Genomic DNA, 19,065 nt, shown 5'->3' on the forward strand with positions numbered 1-19,065 from the left:
CCGGGTCGCCAGGAAAATAAGGAGAAAACAATGGCCGTATGGGGTCTTGACGTTGACCAGGTTCGCAGCCTCGGAAAGCAGCTCAACCAGCAGTCGCAGCAGGTCCAGACGATCCTGACGACGCTCACCAGCGCACTGCAGAGCGTGCAGTGGACCGGTCCCGACGCGGAGAACTTCCGCAGCGAGTGGAGCGGAACGCACACCGCCGCCCTCAAGCAGGTCATCGCCGCACTCGAGGACGCCTCGCAGAAGGCAGCAAAGAACGCTGCCGACCAGGAGAGCACCTCGAACGCGTAGCACTTCTCTTCTCGAGGATCCGGCCTCCGGATACTCCGGAATCGGGCGGGCGTCGATCACTCGACGCCCGCCCGTGGTGTTTCTCCCCTCAAGAAAGGTCTGCAGGCTCGATGTCGCGCACGCTCACATTCCCCAGTTCGGATGCCCCGGCACTGCCCATCGTGTCTCTCGATGTGCCCGACGACTGGCATGTGCTCTCGACGACCGCCGCCGTACTGGCCGCGGCGAAAGAGGTCGAGCAGGGCGAGTTCCGACCGAACGTCGTCGTGTCGATCTCGCGCTTCGGCTCGGGCTACACGCTCGGCACGGCTATCGAAGCGGTCGTCGAGAAGGTGTCGTCGATCGCGGGTGTCGTCGAACTGGGTCGGGATCGGCCCGAGGTGCTGGGCCGGGCGGGCTTCCGCATCGAGTTCAGCTATCCGGATGCGCGCGTGGGCACCCTCGTTCAGGCCGTGCGACTCGCCCTCGTGTCGAACGGCCCCACGCTCGACCTGGTCGAGGTCACCGGCACCGCCACGGCCGCGCAGGCGATGCAGGTCTGGCCGGAGATCCGCGCCATCCAGGCCAGCGCGACGCTCGCCTGAGTTGCTTCTGTGCGCGGTCGAACCTCAGCGATCGCGGAAACCGTAGAGGGTTCCGGGATTGAGGAACTGCCGACCCCACAGCAGGCGCCTGTCGGCACTGGTCAGCATTCCGAAGTCCGCAGCCTCAACCCAGTGTTCGCGAATAGCGTCTTCGACTCGGCTGACGATCGTGTCGGCTTCGCCTCGTGTCAGGTCATAGAAGCGGCGGGCAGCGATGAGATCGGAGAAGTTGTTGCGCCTCGTGCCGTTCCTGTCGTACGTGATGGCCTGCGAGGCGGTCTCGCCGCTACGCCGCATAGGTGAGAGGTCGTAGGCGGGGCTGAGTGTCGCGACGGTTCCGTCCCAGAGCGCCGCGTGATTGCGAAGGTGGTCGTCGGAGTTGGAGATCGCCATGTTGAATGCAATGCGCGCGAAGAGCTCGGAGGCCGTGCCCTCGGGCGCGCCGTTGCTGCGAAGAGCATCCAGAAAATCGACGTAGCTGCCGCTGCGTGCCTGCAACTCGTCCAAACCGGTCAGAGTCAGAGCGCTCGTCGCAAGGATGCGGCCGCCGTCGTCTGTTCGATCGAATCGCTCGACCAAGAGGACGCTCCGACCGAGGACGCTCTCGACGCGAGTTCGAGCGACGTCGAGCCCCGCCTTCTGGGCGAGAAACATGCTCGCCGCCTCTGCCCCGACCACAGGGAAGTGGTCATTGGACGCGGTGAACTTCGCGATGTACTCACGCCCGGAGTCGTGGATGACGGACTTGGGTCGAGCTCCACCCATCGCTGTTCCACTCAGGAGGGCTCGCTCGAGTTCGAACGGCAGATCGCCTCCGGCTTCAACGATGTCTGCGGCGTTCAAGAGGGTTTCCACCGGGGCGGGCGTTGTAGCACGCGGTACGTAGTCCGTGACCGACGTCTGGAAGTCGATGGCGCCGAAGCGGTTGGAGCCGGAGTTCAGGAGATATGTGCGTTCGTCGAGGTCGCCCGTGTCTGCGTCGTCCCCTCGGTCACCAGTGACCTGGTAGTGAACGACGCGCCTCCCCCATGCATCTGGTGATGCGTCGCGCAGAGCGCCAGGCAGCCCCAATGATCCGGTCGGCCCAAACGTTCGTTCGGACAGGGGGAGTGTCGGCGCCAAGGAGATGGCATCGCCGCGCTCGAGGTACCGTCGCCCATAGTCGTAAGAGAACTGTCCAGGTGCCCCCTCTCGAAGACGGCCAGCTGGCACCGGCGTGGCCGCCCCGGGGAGCCATGCCCACACATAGATGTCAGAAGTCGAGGCCATCGTCGGTGTCCTTCCGCTTCGTGTCGACGCGTGCGGGCAGCAGGGCGAGGCGTTCCTCGCCTCGTCGGCGGAGCGCGATGAGTTCACTAGGGTCGTCGACTCCGAACAGGGGCACACCGACGATCGATGCCACGTTGAACACGTTACCTATGCTGCTTGCGGCGCTTCCGTGCTCTATGGCGGTCAAGGTCTTCCGGGCGATGCCTGCTGTGCCAGCGAGATGCTCGGCGGTCATCCCTCGCGCGGCGCGTGCCATTCGAATCTGCTGCCCGAGGACGACGAGCGCATCCTCAGCAGAACGGGTAAGGCCAAGCTCTCGACGTCCCATGGGTAATACTTTACCCCCAACATGCATTTAAGTGTCGACTATTACCCATACGCCGCGCGAAGCAATATGTCTCTACGAAAGGACTCATCGCGGCGTCACTCCTGCGTCATCGCGGCGTCACGGCCGTGTCACGCGTGCGTACGTGCCGGGTCACGAGGCCGTCACGGTTTGGTCATGACCCCTGAGCGAGACTCGAGCTACAACTAGGGAGTCACATCATGGGGAAGCCTCACACGCTCGCGACATCGCGACAATTCTTCGGCCTCGGAGCCGCGCACCGCCGTCTGTTCATCGCCGCAACCCTGCTGGCCGTCGCCGCGGTCGCGTGCCTTCCGCTTCTCGGCGCGAGCAGCGCGTCGGCCGCTCCGCTCCCCGTCTCCCAGTGCAACGGCACCGACAACAGCACCAATGAGGCCGTCGAGTGCACCGTGGTGGTCACCAACACGGTGAATGTCGCAACCGGCGTGAAGAGCAGCTCGACAGTCGTCACCGAATGCCACGGCTTCGCCAACGCGGAACCGGTCTGCGAGCTGCCTCAGACGCTCAACACGAACGACGTCGTTCTCTCAGTGGACCAGTGCAACGGTTCGGGCAACGGAACGGGAAGCACCGTGATCTGCTCGGTCGAGGTGATCAACAACATCGTCGGTACCGCGACGCCGCAGACCGTGACCATCAATCAGTGCCAGGGATCGGGAGCCGGCGGCGCAGACGCCACCAGCCTCAACTGCGACTCCTATGACAGCACCGATCCGTCGACGGCGACAGTCGTGCAGTGCAACGGCTCGGGCAACAACGGAGGCGGAATTCTCCGGGTGACCTGCACTGTCGAGGGCGGCTCCACCGCATCCGTCATCCCCACCACCGTCAACCAGTGCAACGGCTCGGGCAACGGCGGCGGCGCCTACGTGACCTGCTCCGTCGAGTTCACCACGAACATCGTCGCGGGGCCGGATGACGGCGAAGGCGAGGGCGAGGGCGACGGTGGCGAGACCGGCGGCGAGACCGGCGGTGAGACCGGTGGTGGCACCGGCGGCGAGACCGGTGGTGGCACCGGTGGTGGCACCGATGAAGGAACGACGCCTCCGGGGTCAGGCACTCCTGGCACTCCCGGCGGTCCCGGCACACCCGGCACACCCGGAAACCCCGGAGGATCAGGCGGTTCGGGCACGGCGACCGGATCGACGGCTGGAACGCTGGCGAACACCGGCATGCCGGTCGAGAACATGCTGCTCGGCGGCGCCTCGGTTCTGCTTCTCGGACTCGTTGTCGCAGCATTCGCGCGTCGCCGGCACACAGTGAAGAACTGAACACGTCGGGTGCGCCCCTAGCTGGGCGCACCCGCGTATGGGAACATGTGATTCTAGGAGCGAATCCATCACATGTTGCCTCTGCTCAACCCGAGTTCTCCGGTCGTTCCGACGCGGAGGATTTCGGCGTGGGCGGCGACATGATCGAGATCAGCGTGCTCGGGCCCCTCACGGTCCGCAACGGTGGAGAGGAGATCCTCGGTCTCTCGGTCGGCACCAAACGGCTTCTCGCTTTTCTCGCGCTCAGACCGCGGGGCGCCCGTCTGGCCATCTCGGGGGAGATGTGGCCGGATGTCACGGAGCGGCGGGCCAGCGACAGCCTTCGGTCGGCGCTCACCAGACTCGAAGACGCCATCAAGCCGGCCATCACGATGACTCCCGCCGGATTGAGCCTGGCGCCCGGCGTCGCGGTCGATCTCAACGTCGCCCGCGAATCGGCGAGGCGCCTACTGCAGCCGGGCGCGGCATCCACGCCCGATGACCTGAGCACCTGGGCGATCGAGGCCTTCGCGTCTCGCATCCTCCCCGACTGGTACGACGAGTGGGTGCTCTCCGAGGTCGAGGACTGGCGGCAGCTGCGCCTGCACGCCCTGGAGGCTCAGGCCGAGATGCTGATCACGGAGGGCAACCTGCGGGCCGCCGCCTGGGCCGCTCGGGCCGCGATGCGGGTCGAGCCCCTGAGGCAGAGCGCCATCGTCAGCCTCATCAGGGTGCACCTCGCCGAAGGGAATCAGTCTGAGGCGTTGCGCGACTACGACATCTACAAGGCGCTGCTCGAGCGCGAGCTCGGGCTCGAGCCCACGGCGATCCTCAGCGACCTCGTCGCACCCTTCCGCAGGTAGTCACGGAAGAGTGCGACGCAGCGGGCTACGACCGACGTCGAGCGGGTCGGATGCGCAGAGCGAAGCCGACAGCCAGCAGCGCCAGGGCTCCGGCGATCAGGCCGCCGGTCTCGAAGCCGGTCGCTGCGAGCGATCCGCCCTGTCCTGAGCCGCTCTGTCCTGAGCCACCCTGACCTGATCCGGTCTGTCCTGGTCCGCTCGGCGTCTCGACGACAGGCGGTGTCGGCACGACGGGGGCCGCCGCGGTGACGATCGTGTAGGTCGCGGTGACGTCGCCCGTATCGCCGTTGCTCGCCGTGACGGTGAACGTCGAGGTGCCGGGTGTGGTCGGTGTTCCCGTGATGGTGCCGTTCTCAGAGATGACCAGGCCCGCGGGCAGCTCGCCCTCGGTGACCGTGACGGTCGCGGTCGGCGTGCCCTCGGTGGCGACGGTGTCTTCGTAGGGAGTTCCCACGGTCGCGTCGTCGAGCGAGTCCGTGGTGATCTCCGGTGTCGTCGTCTCGGTCGTTTCGCCAGAACCCGTCGTGCAGTCCGACGGGCGCACGATGGTGTCGTTGATCAGCGTGACCGCCGAGGTGCTGGCGAGAAGTCTGCCCTGAACGACTGCGGCGTTGCCCACGCTGATCGATTCCTGCGCCATGATCGTGCCGACGAAGGTCGAGCCGCTTCCCAGAGTGGCCGACGAACCGACCTGCCAGAAGACGTTGCAGATGCTGGCCCCGTTGATGAGTTCGATACGGCTTCCCGATCCTGTGACCAGGGTGCTCGCCGCCTGGAAGACCCACACGGATGCCGCGCCGCCGTCGAGGGTGAGGGTGTCGCCCGACGAGAGGTCGAGGGCTCCGCCCGAGTAGACCCCTGGTTTCAGCGTCTTGCCGGCGAGTTGAGAGAGTCCCTTCGCCTGAGGCGTGAGGCTCTTCGCGACACCGAAGGCCTGGTCGAGATCGATTTTGGCCTGATCGACATCGGGATCGGTGCGAGCGGATCCCGTGCCGACAACGAAGGAACCCGCGGGCGCTCCTTCGAATCCTGTGATCTCTGTGCCCGGCGAGAGTCCCACGTCGCCCGTGACCACGGTCGGCCCGGTGTTCGTCACGGTGGAACCCGCGAGAACCGCGTAGCCGGCAGCGGTCCTCAGGTTGAGCGGGCCGTCGAGCACGATTGCGGCCTGCGCGGTGCTGGAGAAACCGAGCACCAGTGCGGAGCCGAGTGCCAGACCCGTGAGACCTGCAACGGAGATACGACGGTAGAGATACGAGCTCGGCATGCGTGACCCCCAAGGTCGACGACGAGTGAAGCAACATTGCTTCGATGTGACGAATTGTCGCATCATCCTCACTGATGAGTAGATCACACGTGACGACCTCGAACCATAGTGATGACAAAAGGTTCGACAGGGTGTAGGGACAAGCAATCGCGCGCCGGAGAACCCCCAGCATTCGCCACGGTAAACTGATGGCGTTCTCGAACTCGAAAGCAGGCCGCGCGGTGACCACCCAGCCCACCCGCCCGCAGGCGCAATCGCCCTACTGGGGCGTGCCCGTCGCCCGGGCGATCCCGGCGATCGTCGTGGCCCTCGTCGTCGCCTTCACGCCGAACCATTCGAGTGTCGTCGGCCTGCTGGTGTTCGGGGCGTTCGCCCTCGCATCCGGCCTGCTCACGGGCATCCTGACCCTTCGCGCCCTGCCCGCCGGTACGGGCCGTGCGTTGCTGCTGGCCCAGGCAGCCACCAGCATCATCGCGGGTGTGCTGGCACTGTCGCTACAGGGCTTCGGGCTGGCCTTCCTGCTGTATCTCGTGAGCGTCTGGGCGGCCATCACGGCCATTCTGGAGCTCGTCACGGGACTGCGCTCGCGCGGCGAGGCGCCCGCTAAAGACTGGATCGCCATGGGGGGCCTCACCGCGATCCTCGCGCTCGCCTTCCTTCTCCTCCCCCTCACCGACCTGGTTGCCGTGGGACTCTTCGGCGCGTACGGTGCCGTGCTCGGCATCTATCTCGTAATCGCGGGGCTGTCGCTCCGCTGGGGCACCCAGCCGAGCGCCCCCACAGCAAAGGACTCCGTGACTCTCGAGGTGCAGAACCCGTGACCCAGCCATCCAAGCGCGACGTCTTCAAGCCCGTCGAACTCATCGTCCTGTCGGCCGTGATGGCCCTCTTCGTGGGGCTCACCGTGCTGCTCGCCACGCGTAATCCGCTGCTCGCGGTGATCTTCTTCGGGGTGGCGTTCATCGTCGTGCTCGTGGTGATCGCGATGATGGTGTTGACGTTCAAGCCGAATAAGTCGGAGCAGACGGAGCTCGACGACGATCTTCCGCCTTCTGGGCATTAGGGGTTTCCTGCGGGCGCGGCTCGGGGTGTGCGTTTTCAGCTCAGACAATGACTGCGGCTGACGACCGCTCCGCGGCGCTCGTTCCTCGCGCTGCTCCGGGTCATCAGCCGCAGCCATAACTCGCAAGAAAACGCACACCCCTCCCCGCGCCGAGTCCGCTTCTTCGCCGAGTTCGCTTCGCTCACCGGCTTCGCTTCGCTCACCGGCTTCGTTGGTGGAGTAGCGAGGAACGAGCGTATCGAAACCACGAGCCCGCGGCTGAACAGGAGGAGATCTCGTTTGCGTCGCGCCGTCGTGCCCATTCCGACGCATCGGATGGGCCTGACGGCGCCATCCAAACGACGAGTGGCGATCGAGTGGCGTCATAGTGCCCATCACGGAGACCCGGATGGGCAGGACTGCGCCACACGGCTTTCTCTGATCGAGGAGTCCGGCTTCGCTTCGCTCAGCGGCTTCGTTCCCTGAGCTTGTCGAAGGGAGCCTGCTGGGCCTAGGAGAGGGCGTCTTTCAGGGTCTTGAGGGACTGCTGGGCGGTTCGGCGCACCTCTTTGTCGGGGTCGCGCAGAAGAGCCTCCAGGGTGTCCTGGGTCGTGGCGTCGCCCGTGGCCGCGAGTGCTCGGGCCGCTGCTGCGCGGACTCGCGCGTGGTCGTCTTTCGTCAAGGCGGTGAGGGCCTCGGGGGCCGCGATCGACCGCAGGGCAGCCACCTTGGCGCACATCTCGCGAACCCGCCATGCCTGGTTGCCGAGGCCGGCGATCACGGCCGGCGCCGCGGCATCCGACCACACGTAGTTCAGCGCGCGGGCACCCCACAGCTCCGGCCAGTACAGCGAGGGGGCGCCGGCCAGGATGCCGTCGGCGTGCGGGCCCCCGACGACGCGCAGGAAGTCCTCGCCCTCGTAGCCGCCCTCGAGCAGCGACCGCGCGCGGAGCACCACGGAGGTCTCGCCCTCACGCTCGACAGCGGCCTGGATGCGCTCTTCGAGCGACGCGGTGTGGTGGGACGGGGTCTCGCTGTCGTGTGCCATAAGACACCAAGGCTACCGTGAGCTCCCGAGAGCGCTCAGAGGATGTGCTCGACCAGCGCCGACGAGATGCCGACATAGCTGTGCGGGGTCAGTGCGAGCAGCCGCTGCTTCGCCGCATCGCCGATGTCGAGGCCGTCGACGAACGCGGCCAGGTCGCTCGCGCCGATGCGCTTGCCGCGGGTGAGCTCTTTGAGCAGCGCGTAGGGGTCGGTGATCGACGAGCGGCCCGCCGTGATCTCGGCGCGGACGACGGTCTGGATGGCCTCCGCCAGCACCTCCCAGTTGGTGTCGAGGTCTGCGGCGAGCAGCTCGCGGTTGAGCGAGATCTGGCCGAGGCCCGACGTGATGTTCGACAGGGCGAGCAGCGAGTGGCCGAGGGCCACGCCCACGTTGCGCTGCGTCGTGGAGTCGGTGAGGTCGCGCTGCAGACGGCTGGTGACGAGGGTCTGGGCCAGCGAGTCGAGAAGCGCGCTCGAGAGCTCGAGGTTGGCCTCGGCGTTCTCGAACTTGATCGGGTTGATCTTGTGCGGCATCGTCGACGAACCGGTCGCGCCGGCCACCGGGATCTGGGTGAAGTAGCCCAGCGAGATGTAGGTCCACACATCGGTGCAGAGGTTGTGCAGAATGCGGTTGCCGTGCGCGACCTGCGAGTAGAGCTCTGCCTGCCAGTCGTGCGACTCGATCTGGGTGGTGAGGGGGTTCCAGGTGAGGCCGAGCGAGGTCACGAACTCGCGCGAAACGGCCTGCCAATCCAGGTCGGCCTCGGCCGAGAGATGGGCCGCGAACGTTCCTGTGGCGCCCGAGAACTTGCCGAGGTACTCGGCGGCCTCGACCTGCTTGCGGATGCGCTCGAGGCGGTAGACGGTGACCGCCAGCTCCTTGCCCATGGTGGTGGGGGTGGCGGGCTGTCCGTGGGTGCGGGCGAGCATGGCGTCGTCGCGGTACTGCACGGCCTGGCTGCGGAGCTCGTCGATCACCGCGCGGAACGCCGGCAGCCAGACCTCGGTCACGGCATCGCGGATGACGAGCGCGTAGCTGAGGTTGTTGATGTCCTCGCTCGTGGCCGCGAAGTGCGTGAGCTCGGCGATCCCGGTGAGTCCGAGCTCGTCGAGGCGGCGGCGCACGTAATACTCCACGGCCTTCACGTCGTGCTTGGTGGTCGACTCGAGGGCGCCGAGCTCGGCCACCTCGTCGTCTCCGAAGTTCGGGGCGAGCTGGCGCAGCTGGCGCTGCTTCTCGAGCTCGATCGGCGTCGATCCGAACAGCGAGTGGTCGGTGAGGTAGATCAGCCACTCGACCTCGACCTGGATGCGAGCGCGGTTGAGGCCCGCCTCCGAGAGGAACTCGCCCAGTTCTGAGACGGCGGATGCGTAGCGGCCGTCGAGCGGACTGAGGGGCTGGGGGGAAAGGGCGCTCATGATGCGGGGTAACTCCAGTGCTGGGCGGCCGTCGGGCCGCGGCGGTCAGGCGGGGGTGGATGCGTGAGGAGCTCGAAACGCCGGCTCCAGTTGCGCGAACAGAGATGCGCAGGCCCGCTCGATGGTGGCGAGCACGGCGGCGAAGGTGGCTGCGTCGGCGTAATACGGGTCGGGCACGTCGAGCTGGCGGTTCGGGTCGGTATCGAAGCTCGTGAGCAGCCTGATCTTCGATCGGTCGGAGTCGCTCGTCGCCCACGATCGGATGGCCCGCTCGTGCGTGCGGTCGAGCGCGACGATCAGGTCGAGCTCGTCGAACGACGACGAGTCGAACTGCTTGGCCCGGTGTAGGGATGCGTCGTAACCGCGATCCGCGAGGGCGTCGATCGTTCTCGGGTCGGCCTGCTCGCCGACGTGCCAGTCGCCCGTTCCGGCGCTGGTCACCGAGACGCGATGGCTGAGGCCGGCCTTCTGCACGAGGTCGCGCAGCACGATCTCGGCCATGGGCGAGCGGCAGATGTTGCCCGTGCAGACCATGCAGACTCGAAAGATTCCAGCGGGAATCTCGGTCTCATCCAGGGGCATGCTTCTATCTTGGTGCAGTTTCCCCTCCTCCACATCAGCGGGTCTCCACACCTCTCCCCCGATCGCGCCCCGGCGCCCCGCTGCGCGGGGCCGGATGGCGACACTGGTGCGGTGACAGATCATCCCGATGCCCTCCTCCTCCACGTCAGATCGTCGCTCGAGCACGACCGGGCGGCCGTGCAGAGGCTCAGCGTGCAGCTCTGCACAGAACTGCTGCCCACGGTCGCGCGCGACGATGCTCCCGGGTGGCAGGGCCTGGCCCGCCAGTCGTTCGATGCGAGATGCGATCGGGTCGCGGCCGATGTTCGCCGGGTGTCGGCGAGCCTCGATGAGATCTCTGCACTGATCGCCGGGGCTATCGTCTCGATGGGTGCGACTCCGTGACGGCCGACGACGACGAACTCGTCGTGTCGGGCGGAGGCAGCTTCGCGGTGTCGACAGACGAGATGTCGAACACGGCGTTCCGGCTGCGCTTCGTCGAGAGCGAGTCGCTGGCCGCCGCGGCGCGGCTGAGAGGGCTCGAGCTGTGCATCGATCCGCACGTCGCCGCGCAGGCGCCGTCCCTGCCCGCGCTGGTGCTCCAGGCCGCAGACGACCTCGATCGAGCGTCTCGCGAGGCGGGCGAACTCGATGTGTCGCTGCGCCTGGCGGCCGAGGCCTACGGCCTGGTCGAGAACGCCATGATCGATGGCATCCGCGTCACCACGGGTCTGCTCGGCAATGTGTTCGGGCACCTCGCTCCCTTACTCCTCCTCGCGGGTGCGCCCTTCCTCGCCGCGGGGTCCGGTGTGCTCGTCGGGCTGGCGGCGAGGCCCGGCGCAGCGCGCAGCCCGGTCGATGCCGCCGAGTGGATGCGCGAGAATCCGCAGCTCGCCAACAATCCCGCGGTGGCGGCGGCCGTGCGACTGCTCTTCTCGTCGAGCGACGACATCATCGCGGGGCTCCTGGGTGTTCCTCCGGGCGCCGGCGCCGTCATCGGCGACGACGGCCTCGGGCTCTTCGGAATCAGGGAGGCCGCCGGGCTGGTGCTCGGGGCGGCGGGTGCCGCGGGTGCGGCCAGAGGCCTGGCGGGCGGTGGAGCCGCGGGAGGTGGTCGCAGTCCGCTCGTCGAGACGCCGGTGCAGACCACGAGGGTCGGCACATCACCGGTCACGGCTCCGTCGAGCATCGCCGAACTGGCGTCGCGCATGCCGAACACGAGCGCCCGCGGCCCGCAGATCAAGGTCGAGAAGTACGCCACCGAGAACGGCGATCCGTCATACATCGTCTACCTCGGCGGCACCGTCGACATGAACGCCATGCCCGCGGGCGAGGCCTTCGACATGACGAGCAACGTCGAATCGATGAGCGCCGGCGACGGGGCCTCTTACCGGGCCGCCGTCGAGGCGATGCGCGACGCGGGCATCGGGCCGGGCGACCCCGTTCTCGAGGTCGGCTACTCGCAGGGCGGATTGCTCGCCGTGCAGCTCGAGCAGTCGGGCGACTACTCGGTGCAGGGTGTTGTGACCCTCGGCTCGCCCGTCGGCCAACTCGAGACGACGGCTCCCACTCTCACCATCGCCCACACCGAAGATCTGGTTCCCGCACTGGGCGGGCTCGACACTGCATCCGGCGACGATCGGGTGCTTGTGCGGCGCACTCTCTACGACGACGCCCCCATGCCGAACGGCGACGCCTTCCCGTCACACGACCTCGACGCCTACCGCGAGACGGCCGGCCTGGTCGACGCATCGAAAGACCCGAGGGTCGAGAAGTTCATCGACAGTGCGGCGCCGTTCCTCTCGGGCTCCGCTGCGGGCACGGCCACGGAGTATCGCGCCGAGCGGGCGGGTCGATGAGGGTGCGCGCGCGGGCAGCTCGGCTGTCAGTCTTTGTCGCGTCCGGCGAGGGGGCGCAGGATCGAGCCGATGATGGCCGAGAGAATGGCGAGTACAAGGGCGCCGAGTACGGCCCACCAGAAGTTGTCGATCACGAGACCGAAGCCGAAGAGCTGAGAGAGCCATTCCGCGAGCAGCAGGAGCAGGGCGTTGACCACGAGCGAGATCAGGCCGAGAGTGAGGATGTAGAGCGGGAACGCGACGATGCGAACGGCTGTGCCGACAATGCCGTTGACCACACCGAAGATCAGGGCCACGAAAAGGTACGACAGGATCGTGCCGAGGGCGTCGTCCTGAAAAGGATCGAGCTTCACGCCTGTGACGATGAGCGTGGTGAGCCACAGGGCGATCGCATTGGCCACAAGAGAGACGACAAATCTGCGCATGCGCCCAGTATTCCAGTTCGACGGCTACGCCGACAGCGCCGCGCGCGCCCTGTCGCGGCCTGGCATGGCGCGCAGCTCGTCGCTCAGCAGTCGGCAGCGAGCGCCTATCTCGGTGTCTGCCAGGAGCGACTCCGCCGCCGAACGGAATGCGTCGACCGATGCGGTGTTCGGATCGAGAGCGGCCCCGTAACCCTGGCTCTCGATGGCCTCCGCTCCCGCGAACTGGTCGGTCGAGAACGGCAGCACCAGCATGGGCACGCCGGCCGTCGCGGCCTCGGTCACGCTGTTGTTCCCCCCGTGCGTCACGGTCAAGGCCGCATGCTCGAGCAGGGTCACCTGGGGCAGGAACTCGCGCACGAGCCACGACTCGGGCAGCTCTCCGAGTTCACGCCGGTCGGCCGAACCGACAGCGAGAGCGACGCGCACGTCGAGACCCTTCAGCGCCTTGGCGATCCGGGCGAGTACATCCGCGCGAACAGAGAGGAAGCTGCCGAAGCTCACGTAGACGATCGGGGCTCCTCCCCCGGCCAGCCAGGCGTCGACCTCTGGGTCGGCAGGCTCGTCGCGCACGGCCGACCCGAGAAACGCGTGCGTGGGGAGCAGCGCGGTGCGCGCGGGGTCGTGAAGCTGCCCGGGGTAGTTGAACAGCAGAATGTCTCCGTGCTCGGCGAAGGCGTCGTTCGACGGCGAGGCACTCGGGTCGAGCACCGCCAAGGCGTCGTTCCACTGACCGGTGAAGCGATCGCGCACGGCCTCGCAGCGCAGGCGCAGGCGGTCGAGCCCCTCGCGATCAGGGCTGAACGCCGTCGGCCACGACGCGGGAAATCCATATACCTCGTCGGCTATGGGCAGGGCGGTGGGATGTCCGAGCACCACGTCGGCGTGTGCCACTCCGGCAGCCTGCAGCGCGAGACGGGCCGTGAAGGCCAAGTGATCGACGATGACCGCATCCGGTCTCACCTTCTCGATCACGGCCAGCACGGCGCTCGCGGTCTCGACCGGCCGCCACAGCAGATCGGTCGTGCGCTGCGACGCCTGGTAGTCGAGGGTCTCGACCATGCCGAGGCGCGTGGCGTCGAAGAAGCCGCGCAGCGAGTCGTCCTCGCCCGCCGGCTGCTCCTCGGCCCGAATAGTGCCGGGATTCGAGCCACGGCCCAGCCGCAGCTCGGTGCCGCGGAATCCGAACGACCGCACGATCGACGTCGTCGCGGGTCCGGATGCGACCACCACGTCGTCGCCCGCGTCGCGCCAGGCCGTGGCGAGGGTCGCGAGGGGAAGCAGATGGGAGGCGTAGTCCGGGCTGATGACCAGCAGGGTCACGAGGCTCCGCCCGTGCTCGACAGCGTCATCGAATCGAGTCGCCGGTTCTCGGCGACCGTGGCGTACACACGCTCGAGGGCTGTCGCCATGGCCTGCACGGTGAAGCGCTCGCGAACGATTCCCCGGGCGGCGGCGACGCGTTCCGGCTCGTCGCGGGCGGCGATCAGCAGGGCGTCGGCCATGCCGCGTCGAACGCCCGAGGCCGATCCGGTGTCGACCAGAACACCCGTGACGCCGTCGTCGACGTATGTCGCCGGACCTCCCGCGTCGGGCGTCACCACCACGAGGCCTGCGGCGAGCGCCTCGAGAATGGCGATTCCGAACTCCTCCTTGAGGCTGCCGCACACGTAGATGCCGTTGGCACCGACGAGTGCACCGGAGCCGAGTCTCGTGGCGGCGAGCCAGCGCGACACCACGTCGTTGGGGCGGTGGCCGGCCAGCACGAGGCCCTCCGCGGCACGGGGATGGTCGCGCAGAACGCCGTCGATGGCGTCGAGCTGGGACTGCTCGTCGGGCGAGGGCGCAGCGAGGTCTCCGCCCACGATCACGAGGTTGCACGTGGCCAGCAGGGTCGCATCCGACGCCCACGCCTCGACGACCGTCGCCATGCCCTTCACCCGGTGCAGGCGCCCCACGCTGAGGGCCAGGGGCAGGCCTCGGCGGTGCTCGGGCAGAGCGGAGATCAGCGCGTCGAGGTCGTCGAGCGCGTCGATGACCGCACCATCCGCGCGGGCCTCCACGTCGAGGATCGCGTCGTCGATCGTGGCGAGGTCGATTCCCTCCGGAACCACGGTGTACTGCTCTGGCGAGGAGTCGATGTCGATCCCGAGAAGCTCCTGCAGCTCGTCGCGCAGCGCAGGGCGGGGGAACAGAACGGTGTGCTCGGCATCAGCCGCGAGACGCTGCACGAGCCGGTGCCTGAACCAGTAGTGCTCGCGCTCGTCGACATCGCCGAAGTTCGCGACGGTCAGTGCGCCGGCCACGTCGAGGGCGCGGATCACGCCGTGCGGGTCGGGGGCCAGGGTGAACACAACGGGGATGCCCAGCTCGCGGGCCACGCTCGACGCAGCCATGCTGCCCACATCCGCCATCCGCAGGTGCAGCACGTCGACGGGGCCGAGGGCCACGAGCGCACGACGGATGCCGCGCTCCGCAGCGACCCTGGTGTGCCAGGAGCGGGCCTGAGGGCTCGGCTCCGACAGCAGGGGAACGGGAACGAACTCGTGGTCCGCGAGCACGAGCTGCTCGGCGGCGAGCAGAGTGTCGGCGGCGACGCCCGCGTCGCCCCGCGACAGGGTGAGCACCCGGTCGATGCCGTCGAGAGAGGCGAGCGCGTCGCCGAGACGCACGAGCAACGTGGCCACTCCCCCGTTGTCGCCCGCTCCGGCGCGAGTCAGTCCCCGGTCGATGTCGGCGTGCAGGAACAGCTGGGCCACGGTCAGCCCGTCGCCGAACCGGATGGCAGCGGGCGCGTCACCGAGATCGACCAGGGCCAGTCTCGCCGCGTCGATGGTGGCCTGGGAATCGGCCGCCTCGGAGCCTGCGGCCGCGATCTCGCGGACCAGCCGAAGGGCTCGCTCGTCTCCGCGCCGGTCGCCGAGGCCGGCGATCGCCGCCACCCGAGCGTCCTGCTGCTCCCCCACGTTCGCGGCGATCTCGCGAAGTGCGCGCCCGGCTACGCGCCCGGAGACGAGTCCGAGGGTCTCGACGAGGCGCGAGCGGGCGCCGGGTTCCGACTCGGAGATGAGTGCACTCTCGAGTGCGAGCGCGATGTGATCCGGTGCCGAGGCACCCCACTGCTGCAGCGTGCGCTGGGCGAGCATGCCCGTGAAGCCCGCCTGTACGACGCACCCCACGAGTCGAGACACGGCATCCATTCTCGGAAGGCGGCCACCGAACGCCCAGGCGGCGTGCTCGCGCAGAAAGGCGTGCTCGTTCGAGAGGAGTTCGGAGAGGACATCGTCGGCCTCGTCATCGAAGACCCGACCGAGCGCATGCACGGCGGCGATGGCCACGAGCTGGTTCTCGTCGTCGTGGATGGCCCGGCGGAGAATGCCGACGGCCTGCCGACCGCCCTCCCGCGACGCGACCAGCGCGAGATCGTCGGCGGAGCGCACGACGTCGAGCAGGAAGGGCGTTCGACGAAGACGGTCGAGGGCGGCGGTCAGTTCCATCGCGGGGGTGTTTCCATGGTGCGGGTGATCCGAATTCGTCAGGGGGATGTCTCGGGTCTATTCGGAGCCGATCGTGCTGCGGTTCTCGGATACACCGTCTTCGAGTACACGCGAGTTGACCGCGCCCTGCAATGCCATTGACAGGAGCGCGTCTTCACGCTCTGGATGCTTCGCACAACCCGGTCCATTTGTCATCACTCAGGCCGACATCTGTCGGATGGAGGTGATCATGCGAGACTGGGGCCATGGCACACGAGCTCATGAGCCCGGATGATGTGGCCAGGATCGTGGATCGTAACAATGTACGGATCACGGGACCGGACGCAGGCGACGTGCTGCTCTTCGCCCATGGCTTCGGATGCGATCAGACCATGTACAGACGGCTGCTGCCTTTCTTCGAGCACAGCTTTCGCGTCATCGCATTCGACCATGTGGGCTCCGGCGGCTCGTCGCTCGCCGACTACGACGCGGTGCGCTACGGAACGCTCGACCAGTACACGCACGACCTCATCGAGGTCTGCGAGGCCCTGCAACTCGCCGAGGTGACGGTCATCGCCCACAGCTTCGCGGCGATGGTGGCCGTGGCCGCCGCGATCGAGTCGCCTGAGCTCTTCCGCAGCATCGTTCTGCTCGCTCCGACACCGTCGTACATCGACGACGAGGCCGTCGGCTACGAGGGCGGGTTCTCTCGCGAGGACATCGATGGCCTGCTCGAGTCGCTCGACGACAACCACCTCGCGTGGTCCGCCATGATGGCGCCCGTGGTCATGAAGAACCCCGAATTCCCCGAGCTCGCCGGCGAGCTCGAGCAGAACTTCTGCCGAGTCGACCCGCGGGTGATGCGAACGTTCGCCCGCGTCGCCTTCCTCTCCGACGTGAGGGAGCTGCTGCCCCGCGTCGAGGTGCCCGCCCTCATCGTGCAGTGCACCAACGATTCGCTCGCCCCGCTCTCCGTGGGCGACTACATGGCGTCGCGGATGCCCCGCGCCTCGGTCGTCGTGCTTCAGGCGCAGGGCCACGTTCCGCAGGTGAGCGCTCCCGACGAGACCGCTCACGCGATCCTCGATTTTCTCGACGAGCGATGACCATGCAGCCGGATGCGAGGGGCGCGATCGACTACGAGCTCGTGTTCCGCTCCGGGCCCGGCGGGCTGGTGGTCACCGACTCGGAGAACTCGATCATCGAGGTCAACGATCGCCTTCTCCTGTGGAGCGGCTTCGCTCGGGAAGACCTGATCGGAACCTCTTTGACCCGCCTCCTCCCACCGGCCGATCGTATCCTGTTCTCCGCACGCATCGTCCCTCTGCTTCATCTGGAGGGGGAGGTGATGGACATGTCGCTCACTCTGCTCGGAAAAGACCGCACGGCCCGTGCCGCCCACATGTCCGCCGCCCGCCTGAGTCGTGCGCCCGACGACGCCGGCCCTGATTCGTCTGCCGTTTCGCAGAACCTCTTCGTGTTCGTGCCCAGGCGGGAACGTTCCGCCGACGAGGAGAACATGATCAGAGCGATCACGCACGCCGAAGAGGCGGATGCGCTGCGGCGCGAGGCCGAGCTCGACCTCGAGCAGGCGGCGCAGTACGACGCGCTCACCTCCCTGTTCAACCGCTCCGGACTCTTGACGCGCATCGTCGACCTGGCCGACGACCTGCCTCCCCTGATCGAGTACTCGACCTTCGTGCTGGGTCTCGATCACTTCAGAGTCGTGAACGGCAGCCTGGGCAGGGCCGGCGGAGACCAGGTGCTTGTTGCGATTGCCGAGCGCCTGATGACCCTGTCGGCCGATGGCTTTCTCGCTGCCCGCGTCGGCGACGACGAGTTCGTCGTGGTCGGTCGAACTCACGCCCGGGGCGTCGCCTTCGCCGAGACGATCCTCGAATCGGTCAGCGCTCCGATCCTGGTCGACGAGCTCGACATCGTCGTGACGGCGAGCCTCGGCGTATCCGTCGCCCGACTCGATTCGTCGGATCGCATTCATCCTGCATCACTGGCCGAGACCCAGATGAGACAGGCGACGACGGCCATGTACGAGGCGAAGGCGTCGGGTCGCAATCGGTGGAAGCTGTTCAGTTCGGTGATCGACGATGCCGCGATCGACGAGATCCGTCTCCTCGGGGAGATCCGCGCGGCCCTCGTCGATGATCAGTTCCGTCTGGAGTACCAACCGCAGCTCGACCTGGCGGCGGGAAGGCTGCACGGCTACGAGGCGTTGCTGAGGTGGGACCATCCCGAACGCGGCGTTGTCGGGCCCGCGGGTTTCATCGACGCGACCGAGAAGTCCGGTCTCATCAACCAGGTGGGCGCGTGGGCATGCCGCACCGCGATCGAGCAGTGCTCCCGGCTGAACAGGGACCCGAAAGACCCGCCCGTCACGATGTCTATCAACGTGTCGGCACGGCAGCTGGGAGATCCGCGGCTGGCCGAGATGGTCGGCGCGCTCGTGCGCGACAATCGTCTCGACCCGGCACTGATCACCCTCGAGATCACCGAGACGGGCCTGATCACCGACAGCCCGCGCGCGCATCGCAACCTCGAGCTACTGCACGAACAGGGCGTGCGCCTGGCCATCGACGATTTCGGCACCGGCCACGCGGGCTTCGCCTATCTCAAGGATTTTCCGGTCGACGAGCTCAAGATCGACGGCTCCTTTGTGGCGGGTCTCGGCGTCTCGGTCGAGGACACGGCTATCGTCACCAGCTGCATCGACGTGGCCCATGCGCTCGGTATGCGCGTCGTGGCCGAGGGGGTCGAGACCCGTGCCCAGCTGGATCGCCTCGCCGAGCTCGGATGCGACATCATCCAGGGGTACCTCTACTCGAAGCCGCTGCATCGCGATGCCCTCACGACCTTCATGTCGGAGCCCTGACGATCGCTCCCCTTCTGCGTCGCACGCGGTAGCGTCATGCGTATGCCCCTGAGCGACGCCCCCGTTCCGCCCTATGACGGACCCCGCGGCATCCTGCACGCCGATCGCCACGAGGTCGCGGCCCGCCTGTTCGTCGCGACATTCCTGAAGCAGAAGGCGTCGCGGCTGCCCCGGGTCGACGTCGAGATCCCGGGCCTGTCTGGCCTGCAGGGCGAACTGGCCGAGCTCGGCGGCTATTCGGTGGGGTCGTTCACCCTGTTCGCGAACAAGCAGCCGTGGGCCATCACCACCCAGCTGGCGCTCGAGTGCGTGCTGATCTGGGAGAGGGCATCGATCGCCGCCCGCTACGGAGACAAGATCGTCGTGTTGGAGCCGGGCATGCGCATCCTCGTCTCGAGCGAGCCGGCGGCCGCCGCCGACCGGGCCATCGCACGGGTTCGGCCGACGTCATGAGC

At 67.5% G+C, this 19,065-nt stretch carries 20 protein-coding genes and 1 pseudogene; 11 read left to right on the top strand and 10 right to left on the bottom strand.

The features are described 5' to 3' along the window. Nucleotides 1-30 precede the first annotated feature (30 nt). Entirely contained in the window at nt 31-297 is a 267-nt protein-coding gene (locus ASF06_RS12750; protein WP_044441009.1) for a WXG100 family type VII secretion target, read from the top strand. 110 nt (nt 298-407) lie between these two features. Then, nucleotides 408-881: a hypothetical protein gene (locus ASF06_RS12755; RefSeq protein ID WP_055932694.1), complete on the top strand. Its 474-nt coding sequence runs from the start codon at nt 408-410 to the stop codon at nt 879-881. Between the two features lie 24 nt (nt 882-905). Here the strand turns inward: ASF06_RS12755 and ASF06_RS12760 are convergent, their stop codons facing one another. The 3 genes and pseudogenes from ASF06_RS12760 to ASF06_RS12765 form a co-directional block, all read right to left on the bottom strand. Beyond that, the gene (locus ASF06_RS12760) at nt 906-1,724 is read right to left on the bottom strand and encodes a HipA domain-containing protein (RefSeq protein ID WP_235501003.1); all 819 of its coding nucleotides are present in this window, start codon (nt 1,722-1,724) and stop codon (nt 906-908) included. Nucleotides 1,725-1,796: 72 nt separating this feature from the next. Next, nucleotides 1,797-2,150: pseudogene (locus ASF06_RS20220) on the bottom strand (HipA N-terminal domain-containing protein); the annotation flags it as partial. Then, nucleotides 2,134-2,478, bottom strand: a complete 345-nt coding sequence (locus ASF06_RS12765; protein WP_055947658.1) for a helix-turn-helix transcriptional regulator — start codon at nt 2,476-2,478, stop codon at nt 2,134-2,136. The pseudogene ASF06_RS20220 and the gene ASF06_RS12765, both read right to left, overlap by 17 nt. A 218-nt stretch (nt 2,479-2,696) precedes the next feature. Between ASF06_RS12765 and ASF06_RS12770 the strand changes: the two genes are divergently transcribed. Together ASF06_RS12770 and ASF06_RS12775 are read left to right on the top strand one after the other, a co-directional pair. Next, nucleotides 2,697-3,788 (top strand): hypothetical protein, encoded by a 1,092-nt coding sequence (locus ASF06_RS12770; RefSeq protein ID WP_055947661.1) that lies wholly within the window; start codon nt 2,697-2,699, stop codon nt 3,786-3,788. A gap of 128 nt (nt 3,789-3,916) precedes the next feature. Then, a complete protein-coding gene (locus tag ASF06_RS12775) occupies nt 3,917-4,630 on the top strand; it encodes an AfsR/SARP family transcriptional regulator (RefSeq protein WP_055947664.1) in 714 nt (237 codons plus the stop codon). A 25-nt stretch (nt 4,631-4,655) separates the two neighbouring features. Here the strand turns inward: ASF06_RS12775 and ASF06_RS12780 are convergent, their stop codons facing one another. Then, nucleotides 4,656-5,897, bottom strand: a complete 1,242-nt coding sequence (locus tag ASF06_RS12780) for an ice-binding family protein (RefSeq protein ID WP_055947667.1) — start codon at nt 5,895-5,897, stop codon at nt 4,656-4,658. Nucleotides 5,898-6,085: 188 nt separating this feature from the next. Here ASF06_RS12780 and ASF06_RS12785 point away from each other — a divergent pair, with 188 nt between their 5' ends. Beyond that, complete coding sequence (locus ASF06_RS12785) at nt 6,086-6,718, top strand: HdeD family acid-resistance protein (RefSeq protein WP_055947671.1); 633 nt, start codon at nt 6,086-6,088, stop codon at nt 6,716-6,718. After that, nucleotides 6,715-6,960, top strand: a complete 246-nt coding sequence (locus tag ASF06_RS12790; RefSeq protein WP_235497297.1) for a hypothetical protein — start codon at nt 6,715-6,717, stop codon at nt 6,958-6,960. Before ASF06_RS12785 ends, ASF06_RS12790 begins: the two co-directional genes overlap by 4 nt. 490 nt (nt 6,961-7,450) lie before the next feature. On the opposite strand, the gene ASF06_RS12795 is transcribed toward ASF06_RS12790, so the two are convergent. The 3 genes from ASF06_RS12795 to ASF06_RS12805 are packed head-to-tail and all read right to left on the bottom strand — an operon-like array spanning nt 7,451 to nt 9,987. Further along, nucleotides 7,451-7,987 (bottom strand): HEAT repeat domain-containing protein, encoded by a 537-nt coding sequence (locus tag ASF06_RS12795; RefSeq protein WP_055947674.1) that lies wholly within the window; start codon nt 7,985-7,987, stop codon nt 7,451-7,453. Nucleotides 7,988-8,022: 35 nt separating this feature from the next. Further along, the gene (gene purB, locus ASF06_RS12800; protein WP_055947677.1) at nt 8,023-9,405 is read right to left on the bottom strand and encodes an adenylosuccinate lyase; all 1,383 of its coding nucleotides are present in this window, start codon (nt 9,403-9,405) and stop codon (nt 8,023-8,025) included. A 45-nt stretch (nt 9,406-9,450) separates the two neighbouring features. Then, the gene (locus tag ASF06_RS12805; protein ID WP_055947680.1) at nt 9,451-9,987 is read right to left on the bottom strand and encodes a low molecular weight protein-tyrosine-phosphatase; all 537 of its coding nucleotides are present in this window, start codon (nt 9,985-9,987) and stop codon (nt 9,451-9,453) included. A gap of 111 nt (nt 9,988-10,098) precedes the next feature. Between ASF06_RS12805 and ASF06_RS12810 the strand changes: the two genes are divergently transcribed. Further along, nucleotides 10,099-10,371 (top strand): hypothetical protein, encoded by a 273-nt coding sequence (locus ASF06_RS12810; protein WP_055947687.1) that lies wholly within the window; start codon nt 10,099-10,101, stop codon nt 10,369-10,371. After that, a complete protein-coding gene (locus ASF06_RS12815; RefSeq protein WP_055947691.1) occupies nt 10,368-11,825 on the top strand; it encodes a hypothetical protein in 1,458 nt (485 codons plus the stop codon). Before ASF06_RS12810 ends, ASF06_RS12815 begins: the two co-directional genes overlap by 4 nt. Nucleotides 11,826-11,851: 26 nt before the next feature. Here the strand turns inward: ASF06_RS12815 and ASF06_RS12820 are convergent, their stop codons facing one another. Genes ASF06_RS12820 through ASF06_RS12830 form a run of 3 tightly spaced genes read right to left on the bottom strand, consistent with a single transcriptional unit; the run spans nt 11,852 to nt 15,744 of the window. Further along, nucleotides 11,852-12,250 carry a phage holin family protein gene (locus ASF06_RS12820; RefSeq protein ID WP_055947694.1) on the bottom strand — a complete coding sequence of 133 codons (399 nt, stop codon included), beginning with the start codon at nt 12,248-12,250 and terminating at the stop codon, nt 11,852-11,854. A 24-nt stretch (nt 12,251-12,274) separates the two neighbouring features. Continuing rightward, complete coding sequence (locus tag ASF06_RS12825) at nt 12,275-13,570, bottom strand: glycosyltransferase (RefSeq protein ID WP_055947697.1); 1,296 nt, start codon at nt 13,568-13,570, stop codon at nt 12,275-12,277. Beyond that, nucleotides 13,567-15,744 carry a glycosyltransferase family 4 protein gene (locus ASF06_RS12830; RefSeq protein ID WP_055947700.1) on the bottom strand — a complete coding sequence of 726 codons (2,178 nt, stop codon included), beginning with the start codon at nt 15,742-15,744 and terminating at the stop codon, nt 13,567-13,569. The genes ASF06_RS12825 and ASF06_RS12830 overlap by 4 nt, the downstream gene beginning before the upstream one ends. Before the next feature lie 245 nt (nt 15,745-15,989). On the opposite strand from ASF06_RS12830, the gene ASF06_RS12835 reads away from it, so the two are divergent. Genes ASF06_RS12835 through ASF06_RS12845 form a run of 3 tightly spaced genes read left to right on the top strand, consistent with a single transcriptional unit; the run spans nt 15,990 to nt 19,063 of the window. Then, nucleotides 15,990-16,829: an alpha/beta fold hydrolase gene (locus ASF06_RS12835; RefSeq protein WP_235501004.1), complete on the top strand. Its 840-nt coding sequence runs from the start codon at nt 15,990-15,992 to the stop codon at nt 16,827-16,829. Next, a complete protein-coding gene (locus ASF06_RS12840) occupies nt 16,826-18,610 on the top strand; it encodes a putative bifunctional diguanylate cyclase/phosphodiesterase (protein ID WP_055947704.1) in 1,785 nt (594 codons plus the stop codon). The genes ASF06_RS12835 and ASF06_RS12840 overlap by 4 nt, the downstream gene beginning before the upstream one ends. Before the next feature lie 42 nt (nt 18,611-18,652). Further along, nucleotides 18,653-19,063, top strand: coding sequence for a hypothetical protein (locus ASF06_RS12845; RefSeq protein ID WP_157439203.1), 411 nt, complete (start codon nt 18,653-18,655; stop codon nt 19,061-19,063). The last annotated feature ends 2 nt before the right edge of the window (nt 19,064-19,065 follow it).

Source organism: Agreia sp. Leaf244 (genome assembly GCF_001422695.1).
In the GTDB taxonomy this organism is placed as follows: Bacteria; Actinomycetota; Actinomycetes; order Actinomycetales; family Microbacteriaceae; genus Agreia.

Excerpts from the sequence above, each read along its gene's own strand:
- ASF06_RS12750 (WP_044441009.1), top strand. The coding sequence starts at position 31 with ATGGCCGTATGGGGTCTTGACGTTGACCAGGTTCGCAGCCTCGGAAAG.
- ASF06_RS12755 (WP_055932694.1), top strand. The coding sequence starts at position 408 with ATGTCGCGCACGCTCACATTCCCCAGTTCGGATGCCCCGGCACTGCCC.
- ASF06_RS12765 (WP_055947658.1), bottom strand. The coding sequence starts at position 2,478 with ATGGGACGTCGAGAGCTTGGCCTTACCCGTTCTGCTGAGGATGCGCTC.
- ASF06_RS12770 (WP_055947661.1), top strand. The coding sequence starts at position 2,697 with ATGGGGAAGCCTCACACGCTCGCGACATCGCGACAATTCTTCGGCCTC.
- ASF06_RS12780 (WP_055947667.1), bottom strand. The coding sequence starts at position 5,897 with ATGCCGAGCTCGTATCTCTACCGTCGTATCTCCGTTGCAGGTCTCACG.
- ASF06_RS12785 (WP_055947671.1), top strand. The coding sequence starts at position 6,086 with ATGGCGTTCTCGAACTCGAAAGCAGGCCGCGCGGTGACCACCCAGCCC.
- ASF06_RS12795 (WP_055947674.1), bottom strand. The coding sequence starts at position 7,987 with ATGGCACACGACAGCGAGACCCCGTCCCACCACACCGCGTCGCTCGAA.
- purB (WP_055947677.1), bottom strand. The coding sequence starts at position 9,405 with ATGAGCGCCCTTTCCCCCCAGCCCCTCAGTCCGCTCGACGGCCGCTAC.
- ASF06_RS12805 (WP_055947680.1), bottom strand. The coding sequence starts at position 9,987 with ATGCCCCTGGATGAGACCGAGATTCCCGCTGGAATCTTTCGAGTCTGC.
- ASF06_RS12820 (WP_055947694.1), bottom strand. The coding sequence starts at position 12,250 with ATGCGCAGATTTGTCGTCTCTCTTGTGGCCAATGCGATCGCCCTGTGG.
- ASF06_RS12830 (WP_055947700.1), bottom strand. The coding sequence starts at position 15,744 with ATGGAACTGACCGCCGCCCTCGACCGTCTTCGTCGAACGCCCTTCCTG.
- ASF06_RS12835 (WP_235501004.1), top strand. The coding sequence starts at position 15,990 with ATGGCACACGAGCTCATGAGCCCGGATGATGTGGCCAGGATCGTGGAT.
- ASF06_RS12840 (WP_055947704.1), top strand. The coding sequence starts at position 16,826 with ATGACCATGCAGCCGGATGCGAGGGGCGCGATCGACTACGAGCTCGTG.
- ASF06_RS12845 (WP_157439203.1), top strand. The coding sequence starts at position 18,653 with ATGCCCCTGAGCGACGCCCCCGTTCCGCCCTATGACGGACCCCGCGGC.